Below are 26,060 nucleotides of genomic sequence, written 5' to 3'. Positions count from 1 at the left end.
AAGCGATGACCGAACATGTCGCACGCGATCCGCGGCCGCCGCGTTCCCCTGATCTTCATGCGGCAGGCGCGATGCTCGGGATTCCGCCTTCCGGCTGGCCCGCACAGGGACCCGACGCGACGCGCCATGACCGACGCCACGATCGCTTCGTCACCGTTGCCCGCACCACCACCGCTGCCCGCGCACGCGGCACTGTTCCTCGACCTCGACGGCACGCTGCTCGATTTCGCACTGCATCCTCAGGATGTCGTCGTCGCGGACACCCTGCGTACGTCGCTCGCTCGCCTGCGCCACGCACTCGGCGGTGCGCTCGCGCTCGTGAGCGGCCGACCCGTCGCCGAGATCGACAGTCTCCTGGACTGGCGTGGACATGCTGCCGGCCTGCACGGCGCGCAATGGCGCGACGGCGACGGCGATCTGCATGCGCTCGCGATCGCACCGGCCGCGCTCGACGAGGCCCGTCGCGCGGCGCTCGCGTTCGTCGAGACCTTGCCAACCGGCGTCTTCATCGAGGACAAGACCGATGCGCTCGCCCTGCACTACCGCCTCGCGCCGGAGGCCGCCGCCGCGGTCGCGCTCGCGGCCGACGACCTCCTGCGCATCGCGGGTTCAGGTTTTGCACTGCAGCATGGAAACCGCGTGATCGAGCTCAAACCGGCGGGCGTCGACAAGGGTGTGGCGATCGCACGCTTCATGTCCCGCGCACCGTTCGAAGGCCGCACGCCGTGGATGCTTGGCGACGACCTCACCGACGAGCACGCGTTCCGGCATGTGAACGAGCGCGGCGGCACGAGCGTGATCGTCGGTCCTCGCCGGCCGACCGATGCACGTTACGCATTGGCGACGCCGCAGGCCGTGCGCGACTGGCTCGCGCACGCGGCCAACCGGCTCGATCCCGCCCCGCACGAGGAGAACCGATGACGTCACCGCCTGCTTCGCTTGAACTCGGCCTGATCGGCAACGGCAGCTTCAGCGCGCTGCTCGACGCACGCGCCCGCATCGTATGGTCGTGCCTGCCGACCTTCGACGGCGATCCCGTGTTCTGCGACCTGCTCTCGCCGACCACCCCCGATGCCGGCTTCTTCGAGGTCGCGCTCGAAGGCTTCACGGCGAGTCGCCAGCATTACCTCGACAACTCCGCGGTGCTCGTGACGCGCCTCGATGCCGCCGACGGCAGCTCGGTCGAGGTGGTCGACTTCGCACCGCGCTACAAGCGCCACGGCCGCATCTTCCATCCGATGGGCATGATCCGCCGCATCCGCCCGCTGTCCTGTGCGCCGCGCATCCGCCTGCGCCTGCGCCCGCTGGTCGGCTACGGCGCGCGCGTGCCCGAACGCACCGCCGGATCGAACCACGTGCGCTGGCTGCTCGACGACGTCGTGCTGCGCGCGACCACCGACGCGCCGCTGCCGATGCTGCTCGACGAGCTGCCGTTCCTGCTCGACCGCGAGATGCACGTCGTGCTCGGCCCCGACGAGACCTTGCCCGAAAGCCCGTCGCGCTACGTTCGCGACGCGCTCGAGTCCACGCTCGACTACTGGCACGAATGGGTGCGTTACCTGTCGATCCCGGCCGAATGGCAGGAGGCCGTGATCCGCGCCGCGATCACGCTCAAGCTGTGCCAGCACGAAGGTACGGGCGCGATCGTCGCGGCGATGACGACCTCGATCCCCGAGGCGCCGCACACGGTGCGCAACTGGGATTACCGCTTCTGCTGGCTGCGCGATGCCGCTTTCGTCGTGCGTGCGCTCAACCGGCTCGGCGCGACGCGCAGCATGGAGGAATACCTTCGCTATCTGTTCAACCTCGCCGCCGCCGACGGCGCACTCGCGCCGGTCTACGGCATCCGCTTCGAGCGCGAGCTGCACGAAGGCGAGGCCGCGCATCTCGACGGCTACCGCGGCATGAAACCCGTGCGCATCGGCAACGACGCGTGGCGGCAGGTCCAGCACGACGTCTACGGCAGCGTCGTGCTCGCGGCGACGCAACTGTTCTTCGACCGTCGCCTGGTCACACCCGGCGACGAGGCCGCGTTCCGTCGCCTCGAACCCTCGGGCGACGCGGCCTGGCGCCTGCACGACCAGCCCGATGCCGGCCTGTGGGAGTTCCGCGGCCGCGCGTCCGTGCACACGTACTCGGCGGTCATGTGCTGGGCTGCCTGCGATCGCCTCGCGCGCATCGCCGCCCACCTCGGCCTCGACGCGCGCGAGGCCCACTGGCGGCAGCGCGCCGACGCGATGCGCGCGACGATCCTCGCTCGCGCCGTGCACGCCGACGGCCACTTCGTCGACGCGTTCGAGGGTGATGGCCTCGACGCGAGCCTGCTCCTGCTCGCCGAGCTCGGTTTCGTCGAGGCAAGCGATCCGCGCTACGTCGCCACGGTCGAGGCGGTCGGGCGCGGCCTCTCGCGCGGCCGCCACATGTTCCGCTACATCGCGCCCGACGATTTCGGCACCCCCGAGACGAGCTTCACGATCTGCAACTTCTGGTACGTCGACGCACTCGCCGCGATCGGCCGTACCGAGCAGGCTCGCGAGCTGTTCGAGCACTTGCTCGCGCAACGCAACACGCTCGGACTGCTGTCGGAGGACATCGCACCCGAGAGCGGCGAGCTGTGGGGCAACTTCCCGCAGACCTATTCGATGGTCGGCCTGATCAACTCGGCGATGCGCCTGTCGCGCAGCTGGGAAGACCTCTTGTGAACCCGGTCCGGGCGCCACGGACGGAGCCCGACGCATGAGCGGCCGCCTCGTCGTCGTCTCCAACCGCGTCGCGCTGCCCAAGGAGCTGCGCGCCGGTGGCCTCGCCTCGGCGATGCACGCGGCGCTGACCGAGCGCGGCGGCCTGTGGTTCGGCTGGAGCGGACGCGTCGCCGCGAACGTGGCCGAGGAACCCCGTGTCGAGACCGCCGGTGCGATCACCTACGTCGTCACCGACCTCGCCCGCGCCGACTACGAGGCGTTCTACCTCGGCTTCTCGAACCGCACGCTGTGGCCGCTGCTGCACCATCGCCCCGGCCTGCTCGAGTTCGAACGCCGCGACCTCGAAGGCTACCTGCGCGTCAACGAGCGCTTCGCCACCCAGCTCGCCGCGCGCCTCGCCGACGACGATACCGTGTGGGTGCACGACTACCATCTCATCCCGCTCGGCCTCGCGCTGCGCGCGCGGGGCGTCGGCGCTCGGATCGGATTCTTCCTGCACATCCCGCTGCCGCCGGCCGAGCTGCTCGCGACCCTGCCTGGTCACCACGACCTCTTGCGCTCGCTGTCGGCGTACGACCTCGTGGGCCTGCAGACGCCGGCCGACCTGCGTGCGCTGCGTGACTACTTCGAACGCGAAGCGGGCGCGCACCTCGACGGCGATGCGATCGTGATGCCGTCGGGGCGGCGGTTCCGCGCCGCGGTGTTTCCGATCGGCATCGACACCGCGCACATCGCCCGCCAGGCCCAGGCCGCGGCCACCAACGCGGCGACACGCGGCCTCATGACGAGCCTGCAGGGCCGTGCGCTCGCGATCGGCGTCGACCGGCTCGACTACTCCAAGGGCCTGCCCGAACGCTTCGAGGCGTTCGGGCGCTTCCTCGCGCAGCATCCCGAACGGCGCCGCCAGGTCTCGATGATGCAGATCGCCCCGCCGACGCGCGAGGACGTGCCGGAGTACCGCGAACTGCGCGAACGCCTCGAGCAGCAGGCCGGCGCGATCAACGGCCGCCACGCCGAGCCGGACTGGATGCCGATCCGCTACATCAACCGCAGCTTCCAGCACGCGACGCTGGCCGGCTACTACCGCGTCGCGCAGATCGGCCTCGTGACGCCGTTGCGCGACGGCATGAACCTCGTCGCCAAGGAGTTCGTCGCGGCGCAGCCGGCCGACGATCCGGGTGTGCTCGTGCTGTCGCGCTTCGCCGGCGCGGCGTTCGAGCTGAAGGACGCGCTGATCGTCAATCCGTTCGACGCCGACGACACCGCCGACGCGCTCGAGCGCGCGCTCGGCATGCCGCTCGAGGAACGCAAGGCACGCTGGCAGGCCATGCACGACCATCTCGCCGTGCACACGATCGGGGCATGGCGCGACGCGTTCCTCGACGCGCTCGCGCGCTGAGGCGTCAGGCTCGCGGAGCGTCGCGCCAGATCAGGGTCGCGAAGCGCCCGGTCGGCGCGGCACCGCGATGGGAATAGAAGCGCACATCGCGCAACGTGTCGAAACCGCCGCCGCGCACGTCGACGAGCCCGGCGCGCGACAGCCTTGCGCGCGCCAGCGCCTCGAGATCGCAGAGCCAGTGGCCCGCCCGCGTCGCCGTGAATGCGTCGGCATCGGACGGATGCGCGCCGACGAACGCCTCGTGAACCTCGATACCGACCTCGTATGACGCCGCGCCGATCGCGGGTCCGATCCAGGCGACCACGTCCTCCCGGGCGCAGGCGAAGTGCATCAGCGTCGCCTCGAGCACGCCCGCCGCGAGGCCGCGCCATCCCGCATGCGCGGCCGCGATCACTCGGCCTTCGCGCGAGGCGAACACGATCGGCAGGCAGTCGGCCGTCAGCACGGCGAGCACCGAACCCGGCGTGTCGGCGAACGCGGCATCGGCTTCGGGCGGTTCGCCCTCGTCCGCGCCGGACGTGGCGACCTCGACACCGTGCACCTGGCGCAGCCAGCGTGGCGGGGCCGGAAGGCCGAGCAGGTCGACGAGCGCGGAGCGGTTCGCGGCGACCGCAGCCGGTTGGTCGCCACAACGATCGCCGAGATTGAAGCCGGCGTACGCGCCGTGCGACGCCCCGGCCAGCGCGCGCGTCGTCACGGCCACGTGCACGCCCGGCGCGAGCAGCAGGTCGGGGCGCACGAAACCTTCGCCGCGTGTCGCCGCCACCGCGACGGGATCGGTCACGCGCGGGCGCGCGCGTCGTCGCGCAAGGCCTGCACGAGCGCTTCCATGTCGACCGGGCGCGCCGCTTCGACCGTGATCGGCGCACCGCCGACCGGATGCGCGAACTCGAGCTTCTCGGCATGCAGCGCCTGGCGGCGGAAGCCGCGCAACGCGTCGGCGAGTTCCGGCGTCGCGCCCTTGGGCAGGCGCAGGTTGCCGTACGTCGTATCGCCGACGATCGGATGCTTGGCATGCGCCATGTGCACGCGGATCTGGTGGGTGCGGCCGGTCTCGAGGCGGCATTCGACCACCGTCAGCGCCGGGAAACGCTCGCGCACGCGGTAATGCGTGACCGCCTCGCGGCCGTCCTCGCGCACGGCCTGGCGCAGGCGGTCGACCGGGTGGCGGCCGATCGGCTTGTCGATGCGGCCACCGGCGACCATCGGCCCGTACACGACGGCCTCGTACTGGCGGTGCACCGAGCGCTCCGACAGCTGTTCGACCAGCGTGGTGTGTGCGCGCAACGTGCGCGCGACGACCATGAGGCCCGAGGTGTCCTTGTCCAGGCGGTGCACGAGGCCCGCGCGCGGGATCTCGGCGAGCTTCGGATCACGGTGCAGCAGCGCATTCTGCAGCGTGCCGTCCGGGTTGCCGGCGCCCGGATGCACGATCAGGCCCGGGGGCTTGTTGATGACGAACACGTCGTCATCCTCGTAACGGATGTCGAGCTCGATCGCCTCGCCCTGAGCGCCGACCTCGCGCTGCATGACCACGGTCAGCTCGACGGCCTCGCCGCCGTGCACGATGTGGCGCGGCGGCACGACCTCGCCGTCGACGAGCACGGCGCCCGAGCGCACCCACGCGGTCAGGCGCGAACGCGAGAAATCCGGGAACAGCTCGGCCAGGGCCTGGTCGAGCCGGCGTCCCGCGGCCTCGTCGGGAATGGTCGCGTTCAGCGTGGAAGGGGTCGTGTTCATCGGCAAATCAGCAGAAAACGTGAAGGCTCGCGGCGTTTCCGGCCGGCCTCGCGTTCGGGTTATGATCGGAACTCCGTATCATCGCAGAGCCCCCCCTCGCATGCGAGTTTCCCGATTCGACCGGGCCGTTGTCCGCGCCCTCTTCCTGCTGCTCGTCGTCGCGCTGTCGGGTTGCTCGCTGTTCGGCAAGAAGAAGGCCGACCCCCTCGAGACGCTGCCCGTGGAGCAGCTCTACGAGCGCGGCAAGGTGGCCAACGACAAGGGCAATTACGACGTCGCCGTGCGCACGTTCACGCGCCTCGTCGCGCGCTTCCCGTTCGGCCCGTACACCGAGCAGGCGCAGATCGAACAGGCCTACGCGCAGTACAAGATGAACAAGCCCGAGGATGCCTACTCGACGATCGGCCGCTTCATCCGCACCTATCCGACGCACAAGCACGTCGATTACGCCTATTACCTGCGCGGCCTGATCAACTTCGACCGCGAGGAAGGCCTGCTCGAGCGCTACGCCGGCCTCGACCGTACCCAGCGTGACCAGTCCTACGTGCGCCAGTCGTTCGACGACTTCTCCGAACTGGTCAAGCGCTACCCGACGAGCCGTTACGCCGAGGACGCCCGCCAGCGCATGATCTACCTGCGCAACGGCATGGCCCAGGCGGAACTCAACGTCGCGCTGTACTACCTGCGTCGCGGCGCCTACGTTGCCGCATCGAACCGTGCCAAGGCGATCATCGAGAACTACGACCGCGCGCCGCAGACCGGCGATGCGCTCGCGATCATGATGCAGAGCTACCGCAACCTCGGCCAGGAAGCGCTCGCCGCCGACACCGAGCGCGTGCTCAAGGCCAACAGCCCGCAGCACCCCGCCCTCGACGGCGGCAAGTGGCCGGACTGGCGCTCGAACTGGTGGCGCCTGATCCCGTTGAGCCAGCGCGGCTCCAAGCCGCCGCCGGACCTCACCGCCGAGTGAGGTCCCCTCGCCGCGCGTGCCTCAGGCGCCGCGGCCCTCGCGCCATCCCGACGTGATCGGATAACGGCGCTCGCGGCCGAACGCGCGTCGCGACACCTTCGGACCCGGCGCCGCCTGGTGGCGTTTCCACTCGTTGATGCGCACGAGGCGCAGCACGTGGTCGACCGTGGCCGGATCGAAGCCGGCTTCGACGATGTCCTCGCGTGACTGCTCGAGGTCGACGAAGCGCGTGAGGATCGCGTCGAGCACGTCGTACGGCGGCAGCGAATCCTGATCGGTCTGGTTGTCGCGCAGCTCGGCCGACGGCGCGCGGTCGATGACCTGCTGCGGGATCACCGTCTCGCCGTCGCGCGCGTTGCGCCAGCGCGAGAGCGCGTAGACCTCGGTCTTGTAGAGATCCTTGATCGGCGCATAGCCACCGCACATGTCGCCGTAGATCGTCGCGTAACCGACCGCGTACTCGCTCTTGTTGCCGGTGGTCAGCAGCAGGCCGCCGAACTTGTTGGCGAGCGCCATGAGAAGCACGCCGCGGCAGCGCGACTGCAGGTTTTCCTCGGCGATGTCGGGCTCGCGTCCCTCGAACAGCGGACCGAGCGCGGCGAGGAAGCCCTGGAAAGGCTCGGCGATCGCGACGGTCTCGAGGCGCACGCCCTGCACGCGGGCCTGGTCGGCGGCGAGGTCGTTGCTCTGCCCCGAGGTGTAGCGCGACGGCAGTCGGACCGCGGTCACGTTCTCCGCGCCGAGCGCTTCGACCGCGATCGCGAGCACAAGCGCCGAATCGATGCCGCCCGACAGGCCGACCCAGGCCTTGCCGAAGCCGTTCTTGGCGCAGTAGTCGCGCGTGCCGCGCACGACCGCGCGCCACGCCATCGCGTCGTCGCTCTCGTCGACCTCGACGGGCCAGTCGTGCGGCGTGAACGCGCGCGTGGCGGGGTCGTAGTCGGCGACCAGCCAGTGGTCCTCGAACGCCCGCGCGGCCGCGTGCACGAGGCCGTCCGCATCGGCGAGCACCGAGGCACCGTCGAACACGACCGCGTCCTGTCCGCCCACGGTGTTGAGATAGGCCAGCGCGACGCCCGACTCGGCCACGCGCGTGGCGATCAGCGCATCACGCTGCGCGTGCTTGCCGCGCTCGAACGGCGAGGCGTTCGGCACCACGACGAGCTCGGCGCCAGCCGCGACGGTCGCGGCGAGCGGCTCGGGAAACCACAGGTCCTCGCAGACGACCACGCCGACCGGCACGCCTTTCACGTCGACCACGCAGGCCTCACTATCGGGATCGACGTCGAAGTAGCGACGCTCGTCGAACACTGCGTAGTTGGGCAGTTCGCGCTTGCGGTACGTGACCTCGACGATGCCGTCGCGCAGCACGCTCGCGGCGTTGTAGACGACCGCCCCGGCGCTCTGCGGCCAGCCGACCACGGCGGTGATGCCCTTCGCCGCCAACGCGACGCGAGCGATTGCCGCTTCGCACGAGGCGAGGAACGCGGGACGCAGCAGCAGGTCTTCGGGCGGATAACCGCTCAGCGCGAGCTCGGGGAACACGACGAGGTCGGCGCCATGCAGGTCGCGCGCTTCGGTGATCATCGCGCCGATGCGATCGGCGTTCGCGGCGACGGCGCCGACGGGAAAATCGAACTGGGCGAGAGCGATGCGGAGCGCGGTCATCGAGATGCGGGCCTGCGGCAGGACCGTCATGATACGCCCGCGTCCTCGCCGCCGGGATCGGATCGATGCGGGACACTCGCAGGCCGGAGGCGCCGGTCGACGATTCCGTGTTGCAGGCAGACCACGACGCGCCTCGTTACGAAGCGCGTGTGATGTCCGCAATCACCGGAGCGCACGCACGGAATGTAGTCCGTACGTGCTTCGGTACGTCACGCGGCGTTCGACACGCCGCGCGACGACAGCGCCTGGATCAGGCGCCCTTCTTCCACTGGCCGAGCGCGGCGAGGCCGTTTTCCTTCGCACGCTGGGCGACGGTCTTCTGCGCGGACGCGAAGTTGGCGGCCATGTCCTGCCCCCACAGCTTGAGCGCGGCCTGCTGCATCGCACGGCCGTACGAGAACGACAGCGGCCACGGGTGCGGGCCCTGCTGGTTCATCGCGTTGAGGTGCGCCGTGGCCTGCTCGTCGGACTGGCCGCCCGAGAGGAACACGATGCCCGGCAGCGACGCCGGCACGGCGGCCTTGAGGCAACGCACGGTCGCTTCGGCGACCTCGTCGACGCTGGCCTGCTCGGCGGCATTCTTGCCGGCGATGACCATGCTGGCCTTGAGGATCGTGCCCTCGAGCATGACGTTCTGCTCGTAAAGCGCGCCGAACAGCGAACGCAGCGTCGCCTCGGTCACCTCGTAGCTCTCCTCGAGGTCGTGCTCGCCGTCCATGAGGATCTCGGGCTCGACCATCGGGACGATGCCCGCTTCCTGGCACAGCGCCGCATAGCGCGCGAGCGCGTGGCAATTGGCCTCGATGCAGGTGCCGCTCGGCGCCTCGTTGGTGATCGTGATCACCGCGCGCCACTTGGCGAACTTCGCGCCGAGCTTGGCGTACTCGTTGAGGCGGTCGCGCAGGCCGTCGAGGCCTTCGGTGACGAGTTCGCCCGGGAAGCCGGCCAGCGGGAACGGGCCCTTGTCGACCTTGATGCCCGGCAGGATGCCCGCGTCGAGCATGAGCTTGGTGAACGGCACGCCGGCCTTGGTCGACTGGCGGATCGTCTCGTCGTACAGGATCGCGCCGGAGATGTGCTGGTTGAGGCCCGGCGTCGTCAGCAGCATCTCGCGGTAGGCGCGACGGTTTTCCTCGGTGTTCGGCACGCCGACCGTGTCGAAGCGCTTCTTGATCGTGGCGTTCGACTCGTCGATCGCGATGATGCCCTTGCCCGGCGCGACCATCGCCTGGGCGATGCTTTCAAGCTGTTCGATACTCATGGACGGCTCCGTGAAGCGAAAGCGTGTCACCGTCGCCGCGAGGCGCCGGCAGGAAGGAAAAGGTTGGCCGCGCAGTATAGGGCAGATCGTGGCGGACCGCAGGCCGGGGCATGGTCGCGCGACGCGAGCGGCCCGACCGGCGATGTGCCGATGCGTTCACGCGAGAAGCCCCCCTCTCCCCCAGCCCCTCTCCCGCAAGGGGAGAGGGGAGACAGGCCGACGCGAGCCTGCAGCCTCGCGACGTGAGGGTGCGAGTGCAAGCGGCTTCACAAGTGCAAGCGGCTTCAAGTTCCTTCTAAGACGCCCATGGCCTGGAGCCACGCCCAACCGCCGAAGGCTTCAAGCCCCTCTCCCCTCGCGGGAGAGGGGAGACAGGCAGACGCAGGACTGCAGCCTCGCGACGTGAGGATGCGAGTGCGAGCGGCTTCACAAGTGCAAGCGGCTTCAAGTTCCTTCTCAGACGCCCATGGCCTGGAGCCACGTCCAACCGCCGAGGGCTTCAAGCCCCTCTCCCCTCGCGGGAGAGGGGTTGGGGAGAGGGGGACGTCGCGCCGCGCGCGACGATCCGCGATCAGCACCCCGCCCCACTCCATGGATGCCGGACGAAGACGAGCCGTCCGGCGTCGCCGTCCTGCGCCGGCATATTCGACACAGGACCGCAGCCGCCTCAGGTCGAGCAGCCTCAGGATCCATGCATGCACGCCGGCGTTGGCAGTCTGAAGCCCCTCTCCCCTCGCGGGAGAGGGGGTGGGGAGAGGGGGACGTCGCGCCGCGCGCGGCGATCCGCGATCAGTGCCCCGCCCCACTCCGTGGATGCCGGTCGAACACGAGCGGTTTTGCGTCCTCGTCCCGTGGTGCCGTCGCCGGCGCAGGACCACAGCTGCCGCAGGTCGAGCAGCCGTCGCCACAGGATCCGCCGGTCACCGACACCGGGCGCAACCACGCACCGGCGCGGCGCATCGCAGCGGGCCGTGTCGGTGCATCGAGCAGGTTCGCACACGCCGCCAGCCCGCGCCGCCACGTGCGCGGCATGAGCCTGCGCAATGCGAACAGGGCGGCCCACGCGACGATCAGGCCGACCACGGCGATGTCGAGGAACGCGTTCACGACAGGGCGAGGGTGATCCGGTAGGTGAGGAACGAGGCGACGTAGGCCAGTGCGAACAGGTAGCCGGCCATGATCGCGACATGCCGCCACGAGCCCGTCTCGCGGCGCACCGTGGCCAGCGTCGACAGGCACATGGGGGCGAACACGTACCAGGCCAACAGCGACAGCGCGGTCGCGAGCGACCACTGCGAGGCGACGACGGCCTGCAGGCCTTCCTCCTGGCCCGACAGCGCGTAGACGGTCGCGAGCGCCGACACCGCGACCTCGCGCGCCGCGAGTCCCGGCACCAGCGCGATGCTGATCTGCCAGTTGAAGCCGATCGGCGCGAACACGACCGCGAGCGCGGCGCCGATGCGCCCCGCGAAGCTGTACTGGATCGCCGGCCCCGTTGCACCCTCGGGCGGTGCCGGGAACGTCGACAGGAACCACAGCAGCACGGTCAGCGCGAGGATGATGCCGCCGACGCGCTTGAGGAAGATCCACGCGCGCTCCCACAGGCCGATCGCGAGGTCGCGCACGTGCGGCAGGCGGTACGACGGCAACTCCATGACGAGCGCGTGCTCGCTGGTGTCGCGCGACAGCCGCTTGGCGATCCACGCGACGGCGAGCGCCGTCGCGATGCCGGCCACATACAGCGCGAACAGCACGATGCCCTGCAGGTTCAGCAGGCGTGCGACCGTGCGCTCCGGCACGAATGCCGCAATCAGCAGCGTATACACGGGCAGACGCGCCGAACACGTCATGAGCGGCGCGACGAGGATCGTGGTCAGGCGGTCACGCGGATCGGCGATGCTGCGCGTGGCCATGATGCCGGGAATCGCACAGGCGAAGCTCGACAGCAGCGGGATGAACGCACGACCGGTCAACCCTGCGCGCAGCATCAGCGTGTCGAGCAGGAATGCCGCGCGCGGCAGGTAGCCCGATTCCTCGAGCGCGAGGATGAACAGGAACAGGATCAGGATCTGCGGCAGGAACACGAGCACGCCGCCGAGTCCCGCGATCAGGCCGTCGACGACGAGGCTCTTGAGGATGCCGTCGGACATGCCCTCGCCGAGCACGCCGCCGAGCCATGCGAAGCCGGCCTCGATGCCGTCCATGACCGGCTCGGCCCACGCGAATACGGCCTGGAAGATGAAGAACATGACCACTGCGAGGATCGCGAGGCCGAACACCGGATGCAGCACGACGCGGTCGATCGCGTCGTCGACCGCACTGGTGTCACGCGGCATGCGCACGGCGGCCGCGAGCACGCGTCGCACCTCGGCATGCACGTTGTCGGGCAACGGCCGCGTCGACGGTGCGGGCGGCGGCGCGTCGAGGCGTTCGACGAGCGCCTTCGCGCCGTCGGCCTGCACCGCAATCGTCTCGATCACCTCGAGGTCGAGCTCGCGCGCGAGCACCGCGGTGTCGATCGCGATGCCGCGCTTGCGTGCCGCATCCATCATGTTGAGCGCGAGCACGACCGGACGGCCGAGCCCGCGCAGCTCGAGCGCGAAACGAAGGTGCAGGCGCAGGTTGGTCGCGTCGACGACACAGACGACGATGTCGGGCGCCGGCTCGTCGGGATGGCGGCCCGCGCAGACGTCACGCGTGATCGCCTCGTCCGGGCTCGTCGGCGACAGGCTGTACGCACCGGGCAGGTCGAGCACGCGCACCGCGCGTCCACTAGGCGAGGTGTAGTGGCCTTCCTTGCGCTCGACCGTGACCCCGGCGTAGTTCGCGACCTTCTGGCGCGCACCGGTAAGGCGGTTGAACAACGCGGTCTTGCCCGCGTTCGGGTTGCCCACGAGGGCGAGGTGCAGCGGCGTCATCGGTTCATCCGGCCGGGTCGACCGGCACCACGTCGACGCGCGCAGCCTCGCGCAGGCGCAGCGCGAAACGCGTCGAACCGACCTGCACGAGCAGCGGCTCGCCGCCGACCGGACCGACCGCGACCACCTTGACGGGTTCACCGTCGACGAAACCGAGCTCGCGCAGGCGACGCGCGATGCGGTCGTCCTCGCCGACGTCGGTCACGCCGACGACCGTGGCGGAAACATGGCGGGGCATCTCGGAGAGCAGCACGGGGACCTGGCCTTCGGCATGGGTGCCGGCGCGATGGGATCGATTCCCATTCGCGGATGGCCATTATGTCACGCGCCCCCGGGCCCGCCGCAGGCTGCAGCGACTTGCGCAAAATCTCCGCGTTTCGGCAGCCCCTCGAAACGGACGCTGCCGCGCTGCAGAGACAGCAGCTGGGGTCAGGTTCATTTTTCCCTGGCCGCGCTCATGAGCCGCGCGTCGATTCGGGAAAATGAACCTGACCCCAGTCCTCAACCTGATCCTAGTCCTCGGCCTTCGCCCCGAGCCCGCGCCCCTCAGGGATCGAGCACGCGGAACGTCAGCGTGTAGCCGTAGCCGTACTCGGGCGCAGCCGCACCGGCGGGGGCCGGACCGCGATGCTTGACCACGGCCAGCCATGTGCCGGCCGATGCGAGCGGGAACGTCGCGGTGCCATCGGCGGCCGTGGTCAGCGTCGTGCCCTTCTTGCTGCGCGCGTCGCCGGTGCCCGGAAACACCTCGACCTTGGCGCCGGCCAGCGGCTTGCCGTCGAAATGCACCGCGAACGCGAAACGCTCGCCCGAGTAGAGATCGCTCGGATGCGTCTCCGGCACGATCTCGAGCCCGCTCGCGTAGGGCTTGAGCGCAGCCTTCGACGGTGCTCCGGCGGTCACGTAGGTCTCGCTGAGGTAGACGGACTGGTACTGCGACACCAGCTTGGCGCCGGCCGGCATCGGCTTGGCCGGATCGCGCGTGGTCTCCTTCTTGCCGTCGAGTTCCCAGGTGCGGATGACCGCGCCGAGGCGCTTGCCGCTGCTGAAACGCCACGTGCCCTTGCCGTCGCCGATCATGTGCTCGACGACCGCACGCGTCTTGAGCCGCTGCACGGTGTCGACCGGCACCGTCGTACCGTCCGGGCGCGTGGCCGTGAACGTGCTGTCGTCGAACACGACCTCGGGCTCGAAGAAATCCTCGGCGAACGCGCCGTCGAGCGTGACGAGGTTGCCGTGCATCGGATCGAAGCTGGCCGGCAGCAGGTACGGCGTATGGGCGTGCGCGAACGACGCCATGCACGCGATGACGAGGCCGGCAAGCGGCGCGAAGACTTTCATGGGGAGGTTCCGGGGTTGGGCTGCCCGGGCACGATCGGCTGGGGCGCGAGAGGCTGCCAGTCTAGCCGACCGCGGGAATGGCGCTCAATCGCGGGGATGTGCATCGCATTGCACGTGCTTGGACGCATGACGCCGCCTCACGTCAACGAGAAATCGCCTCGGGCGGTTGCGCCTCATCCGGACGTCCGCCCTCCGGATACCGCCGCGATGACCCGTGCGTCGATTGGCGTCCCGCCCGCCGTCGACCGCGATTCGCGCATGCGAGACATGGGGTCAGGTTCATTTTTCCCGTGACGACGCGTCATGAACGTGTGGCGATCGAGGAAAAATGAACCTGACCCCATGCATGACCTGACCCCGTGCTTCGCACGCCATGCTTCGTGCCACTCGCGTCCATCGCGGCATCAAGGCACGCCCGCGACACGCGGCGCGCAATCGAACGGCAGCCAGGCATGCAGCCACGTCGCGTGGCCGAGCAGCCACGGCGCGACCAGCGTCAGCACCGCGCTGCCGACCAGCACGCCGGCCGTCGCGCGTCGCATCGAAGGCCTGCGCACGAACGCGAGCAGGCGACCCGCGCCCCACGATGTCGCGAGCAGGGCCGGCAAGGTGCCGGCACCGAACGCGAGCATGACGACGCCGGCATGCCGGGCATCGGCCGTCGACGCGGCGACGAGCAGCATCGTGTACGCGAAGCCGCACGGCATCCATCCCCACAACGCGCCGAACGCGAACGCGCGCGGCAGCGTCGCGACCGGCAGCAGGCGTCGCGCGAGCGGCGCGAGTCGTGACCATGCGCGCGAACCCATGCGCGTCGACGGATCGCGCACGAGGCCGAGCATGACCGCGGCGGCGAACACGAACGTCGCCGCCGTGACGACGCGCAACGCGATCCGCACGGGTTCTGCATCGAGCCAGGCGACCAGTGAACCGCCGATGCCGCCGACGAGAACACCTGCCAGCGTGTACGAGGCGATACGCCCGAGCTGGTAGCCGACCAGCAAGGCACGTCTCGGGCGGCCACGCGCATCGCGTGCCGTCGCCATCGCGAGCGCGCTGCCGATGCCGCCGCACATGACGACGCAATGCCCGCTCGCGAGCAGGCCGAGCAGCAGCGCCGCGAAGGCGGTCGACAGCGTGCTCATGGCGTGTGCTCGTCCACGGGCAGCGGATCGTCGAGCAGCGGACTCAGCGCGGGCGTATCGAGATCGTCGAACTGCGCGTGGTCGACGGCCCAGAAGAACGCCCACGTGCCGAGCGCGAGCAGCACGAGGCTGAGCGGGATCAGCAGCAGGATGATGTTCATGCCGACACCTCGTCTGCAGCAGCCATGTTCGCGTGCGCCGCGCCGGACGCATCGTTTGTCGCAGGCACGTCGATGCGCAGCGAATGCAGCAGCACGACCACGGAACTCGCCGACATGCCGATCGCGGCGAGCCACGGCGGCACGAAGCCGAGCGCGGCGAGCGGCACCACCGACAGGTTGTATCCGAGCGCCCAGGCCAGATTGCGACGCAACGTCACGAGCATGCGCTGCGCGACCGCGCGCGCTTCCGCGATCGCCTCGAGGCGCGGCGTCGCGAGCAGGATGCCGCTCGACGCGTGCGCGAGCGACGCGCCCTCGCCGATCGCGATCGCGACGTCGGCGCCGGCCAGCACGGGCGCATCGTTGGCGCCGTCGCCGACCATCGCGACGACATGCCCGCGCGCGCGCAAGGCACGCAGGTGGTCGAGCTTGTCCCCTGGGTGCGCCGCGGCCCGCCAATCGGCAATGCCGAGCCGGTTCGCGACCACGGCCACGCGCGTCGCCGCATCGCCGCTGACGAGGGCGATGCCGACGCCATCCGCACGCAGCGCCTCGAGCATCGCCTCGGCACGGCCGCGCACGCGCTCGACGACCGGGAAGCGTGCGATGACGCCATGGACATCGGCGAGCACGAGCGCATCGCCTTCGTCGTCACGCATCGCATCGGCATGCCCTGCCTCGACGATGCCGAGCGCGAAGCCCGCACGGCCGAGGCGATGGCGCACGCCGTCGACGATCGCCTCGACGCCCGCAGCAGCGACCTCGTCGCGTGCCTCGACCGTACGCAGGCCCGCATCGACATCGGCCGCGCGGCGAAGCGCGGCCGCGAGCGGATGCGCACTGCCCTCCTCGAGTGCGGCCGCCTTCGCGATCGCCTCGGCGCGCGTGCCGCGAAGCACCTCGATCGCGGCCACGTCGATCGCCGGCTCGGTGAGCGTGCCGGTCTTGTCGAACACGATGTGGTCGACCCGCGCGAGCGCTTCGAGCGCATCCGCATCGACGACCAGCACACCGCGCCGCGCGAGCACCGCGACCGCGCGCGTCAGTGCGGCGGGCACCGCGAGCGCGAATGCACACGGACAGCTCACGACGAGTACGGCCAGCGAGGCTGCGAACGCACGCGAAGGATCGATCCAGCTCCAGGCCAGTGCGGTCAACGCCGTCAACGCGAACACGCGTGCGACGAAGCGCGCCGCACGCGCATCGGCGAGACGCGCGAGACGTGGCCGCTCCGAAGCGGCGCGCGTCACGAGTCGCACGATGCCGGCGAGTACGGTATCGGCACCGGTGCGGCGCACGACGACCTCGGCGGGGCCTTCGACGACGATGCTGCCCGCGACGACCGCCTCGCCGGCGACACGACGGCGAGGCGTCGATTCGCCACTGACCAGCGACTCGTCGATGCGGCAGGCCATGCCCGCGAGTTCGCCGTCGGCCGGCACCGCCGTGCCGACGGCGACGCGCACGACGTCGCCCGGCACCAGCTCGTGCACGCCGACGATCTCGGTGGCATCGCCCGCGACGAGTTCGGCGAGCGCGGGCTGCAGGCGCGCGAAAGCGTCGACGACATCGCCGGCACGATGGCGCGCGCGCATCTCGACGAAGCGCCCTGCGAGCAGGAACAGCACGAACATGCTGACCGAGTCGAAATAGATCTCGTGGCCGCCACGCAGCGTTTCGACGAGGCTGGCCACGTAGATCGCCGCGATCGCGAGCGCGACCGGCGTGTCCATCGACAGGCGCCGCGCGCGTGCCTCGCGCCATGCCCCCGCGAAGAACGGCTGCGCCGCGTACAGCACCACCGGCGTCGCGACGAGGAACCCGAGCCAGCGGAAGAAGTCGCGCACGGCCGGATCGATGCCGTCGAACACGCCCGCGTACAGCGCCACCGCGTACATCATCGCCTGCATCGCACCGAGTCCGGCGACGACGAGGCGCTTGAGCGCGTCGCGCGTCTCGCGGCGGCGCGCGGCGTCGATCGCCTCGGCGGTGAGCGGATGCGCGGCGTAGCCGAGCCGTCCGAGCGCGGCCAGCAGCGTCGACAGCGGCGCGACCGTCGGATCGAACACGAGCACGACGCGCCGTGCGGCCGTGTTGACGCCGATCTCGTGCAAGCCGTCGAGCGCACCGATCGCGCGCTCGATCAGCCACGCGCACGCCGCGCAACGCAAGCCGTCGACGAGCACGACGACCTCCGCATGCGTCGCGTCGCGCGAGCGCACGTGCAGGCGCGCGAGGCCGGGACGGTCCCAGCCCGCGTAGTCGCCGACGGCATGCGCGCGCGGTGCCGGTGCTTCGCGCACGCGGTAGTAGTCGTCGAGGCCGAGTCCGGCGATCCACTCCGCGGCGGCGCGACAGCCGATGCAGCACACGGCGTGCAGGTCGCCGCGTACGCGCGCGCGCAGGTCGAGGCCGGCGGGAATCGGTTCCAGGCAATGGAAGCAGCTGCTCATGGGGGGCGCCGTGCGGATCGGGTCGCGTGCAGCCTGCGCGAACGGGCGTGCCGGCCGCTTGATCGGCGTCAAGCCGCGCGTGCATCGCGGCGATCCGCCGCAGCGCGTCGTCTTGCGATCCGCGTGATCACCTCGCAGCCGTGTCGTGGGTTATCCACACCGGCCGTGGAGAGTCCTGTGGACAACCTTGGGAGCGACGCCCGCGAGCGGCGGCGCGACGCGGTGCACGGTCAGATTGGTCATCGCGCGACCAGCGGCATTCCGCGACGCCACGCACGATCGCCGCGTGCGTCGCGGACGTAAGCTCGCGTCGCCGGCACGACGCCGGCTCCGGGGAGTGCCGCGATGGACACGTCGACGACCGTGCAGGCTGCGTGGCGGAAGCGCTCGCGCGCAATGACGCGAAGCCTGCACGCCCTCGCGTGTCTCGCGTCGTGCGCCTTCGCGACACAGGCGCAGGCGCAATGCGACGACGTGTTCGGATACGGCTTCGAGGACATCGCCGCGCCAGCCACGCCGCTGCAGGGCTCGGCGACGCTGCAGACCAGTGACGGCGCGACGCATACCTGGTTCTACCGCATCCCCGCGACGCCCTCGCCGCCGCGCGGGCGCCCGGTGCTCATGTGGCTGCACGGCGACGGCGGCAACGGCAGCGGGCTCGCGAGCGCGTTCCGCCCGTTCACCGATCCCGACGGTGCGATCATCGTCACGCCGAGCGGCATCAACCAGACCTGGACGCACGCCGCCGCCGACCTGCCCGGCAGGCCGCAGGACGCGCAGGCGATCAGCCGCATCCTCGACACGCTCGTCGCCGACGGCCTCGCCGGCCAACGCGTCGATCCGCGCCGCATCTACGTCGGTGGCGAATCGCGCGGCGCCTACATGCCCTACTACCTGCTGCAGCGCCCGTCGACGAAGGCGCGCTTCGCCGCGGTCGCGATCAACGCCGGCCTGCTCTACTGCCAGAGCGGCGACACCGACTGCGTCGCCTCGGGCTCACAGGCCGTCAACCACGGCGCAGCGACGCCGATCCTGCACCTGCACGGCACCAACGACACCGCCGTTGCACCGCCGCCGACCGCGACGTTCAACACGCCCGTGAACTGGGGCGTCGACTGGCGCGTGTTCTATCCGATGAAACTGTGGGCCACGCAGAACGGCTGCTTCGGCGGCGACAACAGCACCGGCCGCGACAGCGGCGTGCTGCGCGAGACCTACGCGGTCGGCGGTGCCACCGCGCGCCGCTACGACCTGACCGGCTGGTCACCGGCCTGCGAGAAGTACCAGCTCATCCTCGTCGAGAACGGCGGCCACGTGATCGGCGGGCAACAGCAGAGGATCTGGGGTTTTCTGGGTGGGCGGTGTCGGTGATCGATCGAGTACCGAGCATGTTTTCCACCGCCTCTCCCGTCATCGGCCGGCTGGCCTCGCCGTTGGACGCAGTGTCGAACGGAGCTGCATGTGTCCCTTCTCCCTCCGGGAGAAGGTGGCCCGTAGGGCCGGATGAGGGTCCGGGATCGTGACGATGATCGGACGTGGTCGCGATCCCGCACCCTCTCCCCAACCCCTCTCCCGGAGGGAGAGGGACTCAAGCGCAACACCACTTCGTGAGGACACGCCGATGTAAGCGGTCGCGCGACGCCCACCGTCGGTAAACACGCGCCGGCTCCACTGATGGCGCGACGCAGTGTGCGGATGTTCCCCTGACAGCCGTGCATCTGAACGGGCCTTGTGTGCGCATCCCGAATTGCCGACAAAGTCCGCATTCCGCGATGATGGTCCCCATCGATTCAGCCGGTAAGCACGATGGCAGCATCCCCAATGCACCCTGTCGCAACCTCCATGTCGGATGTCTCGGCCTCGGACGGCGGCGGTACCTCACGCGACACCACGCACGCGTGGATGGACATCCCGCGGCTCGCCGGCCGGCTGCTGTGGCAGCACTGGCCTGCGTTGCTCGCGTGCTTCTTCGCGCAGCGCGTCGCCTACGACGTGCTGCTGTTCGGTGCGATCCAGCTGGCCGAGACGGGCGTGCTGCTGTCATATGCGGCGATCGCGGTGCTGATCGTGAGCCAGCTGATCGGCGCGATTGCGATGTTCCTCGTGCTGCGCCCATCGATGCCGACGATGCAGTCGTCCGCCGGACTGCCGCCGATGGTCGCGCAGCGTTCCTGGCTGAGCGTGCTCGCGGTGGCGCTGCTGCCGTTCTTCGCCTACTACGCCGGCTGGGGCCTGCTGGAAGGGATCAAGCGCGACTTCGTGCTGACCTACCAGACGTGGGTGTCGTTCGAGCGGCGCGAGCCGCTGCAGGACATCCTCGCGCTGCGCGGCCTGTGGATCGCGCTGGTGCTGTCGTGGGGCTTGCGCGAAGTATCGAAGCGCCGGTTCGCGGCGACGAAGCATGGCGGCTGGTCGATCGTGGTCGCGGCCTGCGAGGCCTACTGGCTGTTCGTCGGTGCCGCGGTGATCGCGCGCGGCTGGGCGTGGGCGACGACATGGTGGGAATCGCGCGTGGTCTATGTCGCGCTGACGACATGGTGGGAGAACCCGTTCGTCGGCGTGATCTCGCTCGCGCCGATCAAGCAGGTGTTCGATCCGGCGTGGGCGTTGCTGTCGACCGCCGGCAGCGCCATGGTGATGCCGCTGGTGTGGCTGGCCATCGCCGCGATCGTGTACGGCATGGACTTGCGCCGCCGCGGTCGCCTGGACCGCCACGATGCGCATGCGCGACTGGTCAGCCGCCGCTACCGCCACCTGCATCCGGTGTGGAAGAAGGCGGTCGACAAGGCCAGCGGCGGCTGGAACGGCAAGGGCATCCCGATCCTCAACGCGATCCGGCTCGTGCTGCGCGCGGGCCTGCCGGCACTGCTCGTGCTGTGCGTGGGCTGGGCACTGCTGGACTTCGTCGACGCCCACGCGTGGGGCCTCGCGACCACCCTCGTCGGGCCGCAGCCCTGGGACGACTGGCGCGTGTTCGGGCAACCGTTGTCGCTGCTCTTCAACGGACCGATGTCGCTGCGGCCCGCGCTGTTCACGCAGCTGCTGCGCGTGGTGCTGCTCGCCGCGACCTTCGATCGCGCGATCGCCGGCCTGCGCGCGATGCGCGGCTGAGGGCGCTCAGTCGCGCGGCGCCGGCAACGCGAAGCGCAGGTAGGTGCCCATCTTCGGCGTCGTGGTGAACGGCGGGAAGAACAGGTCGACATGCAGATCCTGCAGCGCGACGTCGGAAGGGATCAGGTAGGCGTGCGTGAACGCGAACGGCTGTCCCTCGACCGCCGTCGCGGGCTCGCCCGTGGCGCGCGAGCCGCAGGTTCCGTTGAGGCGCTGTCGCATCATCCAGGTCGAGAGCTTGGCCGGAAAGTTGGCTTCCCAGCTGCGTCCGGCCGCGTCGACGAGTCGTCCCTTGCACTGGTCGAGGCGCTGCGCGTCGATGCCAGGGCCGGCGATCACTTCGAAATCGATCACCAGCCGCGTGGCCTCGGCATGCAGGTATTCCGCGGCCGTCCCGATGGGCGCTACCTCGCGCCGCACGCCGACGATGCGCCAGCGCGCGCCTTCGTAGTCGCTCCATGCCTGCGCATCGGTCGCCGCAGCGATCGCGGTGCGCGGCCGAATGCGGTCGAGCTCACGCTCGTTGATGCGCCACGGCAGGTAGAACGCGAGCACGCCGAGTACGACTGCTGCGGCAAGCCAGGCGCGTTGGCGACGCCACCATCCCGGTGAAGCGTGTGCGATGTCGCTCATGGCGCGCGCTCCGGCGAACGCAGGTCGAGCATCGGCGCCGCCGCGTCGAGCAACGTCTTCACGTGTGCGGCATCGAGCCCGACGTCGACGTCGGCGAGGTGATCGAGCTGTGCCGGCGCGCTGTTGCCGCTGAAGAACTGCAGCGTCGCGCCCTCGAGCGCATCGATCGGTACGTCGAACACGTAGGCGCCATTGGCGGGCAAGCCCGTCACGAGGTACAGGTCGGTCAGATTGAATCCCTTGAGGTCCGGGCGCTCGGCCGGCGCCGCGCGATAGACGCGTCCGTCGCGTGCACGCAGCTGCGCACCGACGTAACCGTTCGCCTGCGTCACGGTGACCTCCGCCAGCGCGGACAGCCAGATGCCGTCCGCCTTCGCCTCGCGCACCGGGCCGTCGCTCGTGCGCGGATCGAGCAGGTAGGCACGCGCGAGCTTGAGCTTGCCGACCTTGACCGAAAAATTGCGCGCCTCAAGCGTCTGCCCGGTCGCGCCGCGGATCGGCATCGGCGCGGTCTTCTCGTCCATCGAGGGCTCGTGCCGGCGCAGCGCGACGATCAGCGCGAGCGAGGCGAGCGTCGCGACGACCAGTCCCCAACGGATCGGCAGCGAGCGGTTCACGCCTCACCTCCGACGCAATCCTGCGAGATCGGCAACGCGAACTTCCAGCCCGGGCCGTCCTGCAACCACATCGACTCGCCGCTCGCGTGGCTGCGTTCGACGAAGCGGCGCTTGAACATGCCCCACGTCGATGTCGCCGGCGGCGCCATGCCGGCCGGCAACGCCCAGATCAAATCGACGAGCACCGGCAAGCCGGGGCCGAGATCGAAGCGCAGCGTCGCGTCGTCGGCGCGCTGCGAGCGTTCCGCCGGCACGGGATCACCAAGGCCTTGCGGAAGCCAGACCACATCCTTGTCGAGGTAGGCGCGCATCGCGAGCCAGTCGCGCGATCGGCTCTCGACCTTCGCGCGCAGGATCAGGTAGCGCGGCTCCCCTGCCCTCGATGCGAGCTGTCCGGGACGCTGGTCGGCGCTCCACGCGCACAGCGGCGTGACGATGAACGCATCCGAGGTGATCGGCACGCCGGCACCGGAAACCGGCATGGTGCCGCCGGTCGCATCCGCGCGGCGGAAGCCGCCGGAGAGCGCGACGATCGCAGCGGCGAGCGTCGCTGCGAGCAGCACCAGACGCCAGGACCGCTGTCGCCACAGCCGTTGCAGATCGTTGAACAGGGCGAGGACTCCACGAAGAAGCGCGACACCTTACCCGATGGCGGGGAAGGGTTCACGCGTCGACTGTCTAGCCCGAACACGCATCCTCGCAGCTCAGACGCCTCTGGGCCCCACACCCAAGATGCCGCGACTCTATCGTCGGCGTCGTTGAACGGAAGCAACTGCCATAAAAATGACCGAAGCTTGAGTAAGGGATCTACATCGATCTCAACGACGTCCACCGACCTCAAACAGGCGTGCCCGCGGCACTATCATGGAGGTCATCACATCTTTGGTCGCCAGAATGTGCAGCCCATCATGAGTCCGCTCTCGACAACTTAGCTCAAGTGTGACCAGGTAAAGGGCAGCCATCGCATTCACCGCATTCTTCATCGTAGCCTCGGCAAACGATTTGTGCCTCGCGTGCTTAACGTGGTTGTAGCTCTGCCACCAGAAGGGTGTCTTGTTTTTTTTCCTCCACTCATCCCATGGCTGAAGGGTAAGCCCGAATCTAGGAACCACAACCTTTTCTCGCCACATTTCTGGAAAAGCTTCGCGCAAGGGCTTAACGCAATGAGAAAATTTTGACGCTTCCGACTTAGGATCGAACAGATGGCATAGTAGAACCATCACCGTCTCAACTTCGGCTGCAGCTGCAAAGAGAAGGTGCACAAACTCCAAAGAATACGTTTTCTCGTTATCTTCTACTAGCTCAACATACCTTGAGGCACGCTCAAGATCCTCCTCCAATGCGATGAAATAGTTCCAATGCGGAAACTTTGTCGTTGCGGTATGTATTACCACAACTCCTCCCCGAACTCTACTGAAGTGGCCCTAACAACATACCCCAAAATAGTTCCGCCGCACCCTCGTGCGAAAGCTTCTCCCGGTCGGCGTGGCCTGAGTACATCGATGCCATACCCATTGAACGCAGGAAGAGCGACTGGTCGTCTACCTCGACCGAAACCCGCTCGTTGAAGCTATTGCCGTCCGTTCGAGACACATCCTGAGAGTAAGTTATACCCGCACCCAGCGCACCGCCTCCATTCAATCGAACAGCGCACGCCGACATCCGTTTGCCATTACGGTAAACGATGGCTGTTAGCGACACGCCATCCACCCTACGGAACTCCCCTTGGATGTCCGCATTCCTCTTCGACAGCTCATCGAGCGAGCCCTCGAAGTATCGCGCCATGAAATCGAAAGCATCAGTCAAATATCGAGACTTGTCCAAATCAGAGAAATTCCGCTTAACGCGAAGATTGCCTGAACGCGGAAAAGCCTCATGCGCGCTAGCACGGCTTACTTCGGGGGCATGTGCCACGGTTGGCACCTCTGCAGCCACCTTGTCTACCCCCAAGGACCACTCGACCAGTGCACGGAGCTCTCTGGCGACATCGGTGTAGGCGTCGTCCGGATTGGCCCAAGACGTGATGGCTTTGCCATCTCTGGGAACCGCCTTGATACTCCCGAATGGCGCGCTGTGCCAATCGCAGTTTCGAACGATGATGGGTACAACTATCGCCTCACCGCGCCGTTGTCGCTCCATCGCCCGTGCCATCTCGCGAGAGTAGCAGTAGTCCGACGCGATAAAGCTGGCACTTACAAGCAACAGGATGATGTTGGCCTTTTCGATCTCCGCATCGATGACATCACCGATGCGATCGCCAGCAAGAATACGACGATCGTGCCATGCATCGATAAGCCCTTGTCGCTTCAATAAAGCCAAGTGCTTTTCGATCTGATTACGCTGCTCTTCGTCATCGTGCGAATAGGAAAAAAATACCCGCGCAGCCATGAAAAACTCCTTTATCTATGGCATCAATTCCACATGCAACCTCCTATCCTTGCAGTCGAGAAGTGGCAGGCCAAGGAGGATTACCAATAATGCGACTCGTCTCGTCAACAGCATTACGGATCGATAACGACCACTGAACCACCCACTCCGCGCCGCGGTGAAGGTCTTCGCGGTCCGCCAGCAGTCGGAACGACATAAGACAGACGAACTGCCCTACATGTCGACGGAATCCGTCAACTCCCACTGATGCACACAGCATCGGACCTTCCTTCGTAAGAGCGACTTGTCCAACGCACTGCGACAAACGGTTTGTGTCGAACTCCGTAGCGGGAATTTCAAGAAACATTCCCCCTCCCGCATCTGCGAGTAGAACGTGGCGGCTTCCAATCGCCGCGAGCGCATAAATGGTGGGCATCCCGTCCTCGTCGACAAGCAAGTGAGATGCAGCTGCGCCCTGCTCACCCAAAGCGATGCCGGTGCACATGCGACGATCCCGCATAATGCCAACCAACGAGCCCGGCGTTGCATCCATCATCTGACCGCTTCGAAATCGACTCAGAAGCATCTTCGGAAACGCCATGCCTTACCCCTCACGCGGACTACGGATAAGATAATATCTCCTGCTACTTGCACCAAATTCCCAAACGCCCCGTCCGCCCATCACAAACACGCGACCGAAGGTGTCGCAGATATCAGCGAACATGGGATGTTTCTCGAAGTGCAGGGCAGCGCTCTCGGGTTCGACTTTTGGGAGAGGCCAGTTGTCGTAGACGAGCAGCCAAGTCTCATCGCCCCGCTCATAGCCCATCTTCACAACAGATTCGGCCTTCTTCGCCGCGAAATGTGCGATGGCTGCCGCCCATTCGCGCTCTGCACTGTCGCCATACCATGGCGGGCCTGGCTTGTCCTGGTTGATTTCTTTAAGAAGCTGTTCGGTGGGACGGACCTTCTCTCCAGGCACGGCACGCTCGATGAAATGCATTTCAGGCCCGTGCCCCAAGCCACGCAAGAAAGCCTTCTTGGCATTGTTCTCGGGGATCGCCTCCACACATTCAACTGCGATTCGGTGAGCAGCGCCATCAATGAGAACGAAATCTGGGCGGTCCGCGTGAAGAACGACCAACGGATATATCCACTGACCAGCGGGTATCGTTGCAAGCAGGTGCACTATTTCGTACCGCTCGACGTGAGCGGTGGTGCGGCGCTCGTGGCGTGGTGGTACATCGGTATCGACGTCGGCCAGAAGCGCTCTCAGCGCACTCTCATCGCTGGCCTCGAAGAGGACACTCGAGCGAACGGTTCTCAAGAATGCTCCATCAACTCAGCGAGTGAAGACAGAAGCGACTCTCGATCATGCGTCACTACCATCGCTACAAGCTACTGTATCGCGGGACGAACGCAGACCGCGCGGTGCAGCCTTATCTATCACCCAGTAAGCCATTGAAAGCTCTGCCAGATTTAGCATCCACAGCGGTGAGCGCGTCTGGCACAGCCCGACAGAAGCACCGCATGGCGCGCAGATGATCGTTACGTCATGTCCCGATGCCATGCCC

23 protein-coding genes are annotated in these 26,060 nt (G+C 68.3%); 6 read left to right on the top strand and 17 right to left on the bottom strand.

Annotated features, from left to right (window positions below; all coding sequences use genetic code 11):
* Positions 1-126: 126 nt before the first annotated feature.
* From otsB to ACQQ2N_RS13410, 3 genes are read left to right on the top strand one after another with little or no spacing between them, the layout of a single operon-like run.
* Positions 127-921: a trehalose-phosphatase gene (gene otsB / locus ACQQ2N_RS13420; protein ID WP_440222080.1), complete on the top strand. Its 795-nt coding sequence runs from the start codon at positions 127-129 to the stop codon at positions 919-921.
* Positions 918-2,702 carry a glycoside hydrolase family 15 protein gene (locus ACQQ2N_RS13415; protein WP_440222079.1) on the top strand — a complete coding sequence of 595 codons (1,785 nt, stop codon included), beginning with the start codon at positions 918-920 and terminating at the stop codon, positions 2,700-2,702. The genes otsB and ACQQ2N_RS13415 overlap by 4 nt, the downstream gene beginning before the upstream one ends.
* 34 nt (positions 2,703-2,736) lie before the next feature.
* Positions 2,737-4,101, top strand: a complete 1,365-nt coding sequence (locus ACQQ2N_RS13410) for an alpha,alpha-trehalose-phosphate synthase (UDP-forming) (protein ID WP_440222078.1) — start codon at positions 2,737-2,739, stop codon at positions 4,099-4,101.
* A 4-nt stretch (positions 4,102-4,105) separates the two neighbouring features.
* Here ACQQ2N_RS13410 and pgeF read toward each other — a convergent pair whose 3' ends face one another.
* Together pgeF and rluD are read right to left on the bottom strand one after the other, a co-directional pair.
* Complete coding sequence (gene pgeF, locus ACQQ2N_RS13405) at positions 4,106-4,885, bottom strand: peptidoglycan editing factor PgeF (protein ID WP_440222077.1); 780 nt, start codon at positions 4,883-4,885, stop codon at positions 4,106-4,108.
* Positions 4,882-5,841, bottom strand: a complete 960-nt coding sequence (gene rluD, locus ACQQ2N_RS13400; RefSeq protein ID WP_440222076.1) for a 23S rRNA pseudouridine(1911/1915/1917) synthase RluD — start codon at positions 5,839-5,841, stop codon at positions 4,882-4,884. Before rluD ends, pgeF begins: the two co-directional genes overlap by 4 nt.
* Positions 5,842-5,941: 100 nt before the next feature.
* On the opposite strand from rluD, the gene ACQQ2N_RS13395 reads away from it, so the two are divergent.
* The gene (locus ACQQ2N_RS13395; protein ID WP_440222075.1) at positions 5,942-6,811 is read left to right on the top strand and encodes an outer membrane protein assembly factor BamD; all 870 of its coding nucleotides are present in this window, start codon (positions 5,942-5,944) and stop codon (positions 6,809-6,811) included.
* 21 nt (positions 6,812-6,832) lie between these two features.
* Here the strand turns inward: ACQQ2N_RS13395 and ACQQ2N_RS13390 are convergent, their stop codons facing one another.
* From ACQQ2N_RS13390 to ACQQ2N_RS13350, 9 genes are all read right to left on the bottom strand, one after another.
* Positions 6,833-8,479 (bottom strand): NAD+ synthase, encoded by a 1,647-nt coding sequence (locus tag ACQQ2N_RS13390; protein WP_440225763.1) that lies wholly within the window; start codon positions 8,477-8,479, stop codon positions 6,833-6,835.
* 250 nt (positions 8,480-8,729) lie between these two features.
* Entirely contained in the window at positions 8,730-9,740 is a 1,011-nt protein-coding gene (locus tag ACQQ2N_RS13385; RefSeq protein WP_440222074.1) for a class I fructose-bisphosphate aldolase, read from the bottom strand.
* 789 nt (positions 9,741-10,529) lie between these two features.
* The gene (locus ACQQ2N_RS13380) at positions 10,530-10,847 is read right to left on the bottom strand and encodes a DUF6587 family protein (protein ID WP_440222073.1); all 318 of its coding nucleotides are present in this window, start codon (positions 10,845-10,847) and stop codon (positions 10,530-10,532) included.
* The gene (gene feoB, locus ACQQ2N_RS13375; RefSeq protein WP_440222072.1) at positions 10,844-12,658 is read right to left on the bottom strand and encodes a ferrous iron transporter B; all 1,815 of its coding nucleotides are present in this window, start codon (positions 12,656-12,658) and stop codon (positions 10,844-10,846) included. The genes ACQQ2N_RS13380 and feoB overlap by 4 nt, the downstream gene beginning before the upstream one ends.
* Before the next feature lie 4 nt (positions 12,659-12,662).
* Positions 12,663-12,911 (bottom strand): FeoA family protein, encoded by a 249-nt coding sequence (locus tag ACQQ2N_RS13370; RefSeq protein ID WP_440222071.1) that lies wholly within the window; start codon positions 12,909-12,911, stop codon positions 12,663-12,665.
* 293 nt (positions 12,912-13,204) lie between these two features.
* Complete coding sequence (locus tag ACQQ2N_RS13365; protein ID WP_440222070.1) at positions 13,205-13,999, bottom strand: DUF4198 domain-containing protein; 795 nt, start codon at positions 13,997-13,999, stop codon at positions 13,205-13,207.
* A gap of 404 nt (positions 14,000-14,403) precedes the next feature.
* Positions 14,404-15,144: a sulfite exporter TauE/SafE family protein gene (locus tag ACQQ2N_RS13360; protein ID WP_440222069.1), complete on the bottom strand. Its 741-nt coding sequence runs from the start codon at positions 15,142-15,144 to the stop codon at positions 14,404-14,406.
* Positions 15,141-15,305: a cbb3-type cytochrome oxidase assembly protein CcoS gene (gene ccoS, locus ACQQ2N_RS13355; protein WP_440222068.1), complete on the bottom strand. Its 165-nt coding sequence runs from the start codon at positions 15,303-15,305 to the stop codon at positions 15,141-15,143. The genes ACQQ2N_RS13360 and ccoS overlap by 4 nt, the downstream gene beginning before the upstream one ends.
* Positions 15,302-17,758 (bottom strand): heavy metal translocating P-type ATPase, encoded by a 2,457-nt coding sequence (locus ACQQ2N_RS13350; RefSeq protein ID WP_440222067.1) that lies wholly within the window; start codon positions 17,756-17,758, stop codon positions 15,302-15,304. Before ACQQ2N_RS13350 ends, ccoS begins: the two co-directional genes overlap by 4 nt.
* A 345-nt stretch (positions 17,759-18,103) precedes the next feature.
* On the opposite strand from ACQQ2N_RS13350, the gene ACQQ2N_RS13345 reads away from it, so the two are divergent.
* Together ACQQ2N_RS13345 and ACQQ2N_RS13340 are read left to right on the top strand one after the other, a co-directional pair.
* The gene (locus tag ACQQ2N_RS13345) at positions 18,104-19,129 is read left to right on the top strand and encodes an alpha/beta hydrolase family esterase (RefSeq protein ID WP_440222066.1); all 1,026 of its coding nucleotides are present in this window, start codon (positions 18,104-18,106) and stop codon (positions 19,127-19,129) included.
* A 471-nt stretch (positions 19,130-19,600) separates the two neighbouring features.
* Positions 19,601-20,869 (top strand): hypothetical protein, encoded by a 1,269-nt coding sequence (locus ACQQ2N_RS13340; protein ID WP_440222065.1) that lies wholly within the window; start codon positions 19,601-19,603, stop codon positions 20,867-20,869.
* A gap of 6 nt (positions 20,870-20,875) precedes the next feature.
* Here the strand turns inward: ACQQ2N_RS13340 and ACQQ2N_RS13335 are convergent, their stop codons facing one another.
* The 6 genes from ACQQ2N_RS13335 to ACQQ2N_RS13310 form a co-directional block, all read right to left on the bottom strand.
* Entirely contained in the window at positions 20,876-21,502 is a 627-nt protein-coding gene (locus ACQQ2N_RS13335) for a hypothetical protein (RefSeq protein WP_440222064.1), read from the bottom strand.
* Positions 21,499-22,119, bottom strand: a complete 621-nt coding sequence (locus ACQQ2N_RS13330; protein WP_440222063.1) for a hypothetical protein — start codon at positions 22,117-22,119, stop codon at positions 21,499-21,501. The genes ACQQ2N_RS13335 and ACQQ2N_RS13330 overlap by 4 nt, the downstream gene beginning before the upstream one ends.
* Positions 22,116-22,682, bottom strand: coding sequence for a hypothetical protein (locus ACQQ2N_RS13325; protein WP_440222062.1), 567 nt, complete (start codon positions 22,680-22,682; stop codon positions 22,116-22,118). The genes ACQQ2N_RS13330 and ACQQ2N_RS13325 overlap by 4 nt, the downstream gene beginning before the upstream one ends.
* Before the next feature lie 255 nt (positions 22,683-22,937).
* Positions 22,938-23,513: a hypothetical protein gene (locus ACQQ2N_RS13320; RefSeq protein WP_440222061.1), complete on the bottom strand. Its 576-nt coding sequence runs from the start codon at positions 23,511-23,513 to the stop codon at positions 22,938-22,940.
* 16 nt (positions 23,514-23,529) lie between these two features.
* Complete coding sequence (locus ACQQ2N_RS13315; protein WP_440222060.1) at positions 23,530-24,507, bottom strand: toll/interleukin-1 receptor domain-containing protein; 978 nt, start codon at positions 24,505-24,507, stop codon at positions 23,530-23,532.
* Positions 24,508-25,090: 583 nt separating this feature from the next.
* Complete coding sequence (locus ACQQ2N_RS13310) at positions 25,091-25,813, bottom strand: hypothetical protein (protein WP_440222059.1); 723 nt, start codon at positions 25,811-25,813, stop codon at positions 25,091-25,093.
* Positions 25,814-26,060: the final 247 nt, after the last annotated feature.

The sequence above is a fragment of the Dokdonella aquatica genome (assembly GCF_051987395.1).
In the GTDB taxonomy this organism is placed as follows: domain Bacteria; phylum Pseudomonadota; class Gammaproteobacteria; order Xanthomonadales; family Rhodanobacteraceae; genus Dokdonella.
Note: the sequence above shows the minus strand (reverse complement) of the source record. Positions and strands in the feature narration are given on the sequence as shown.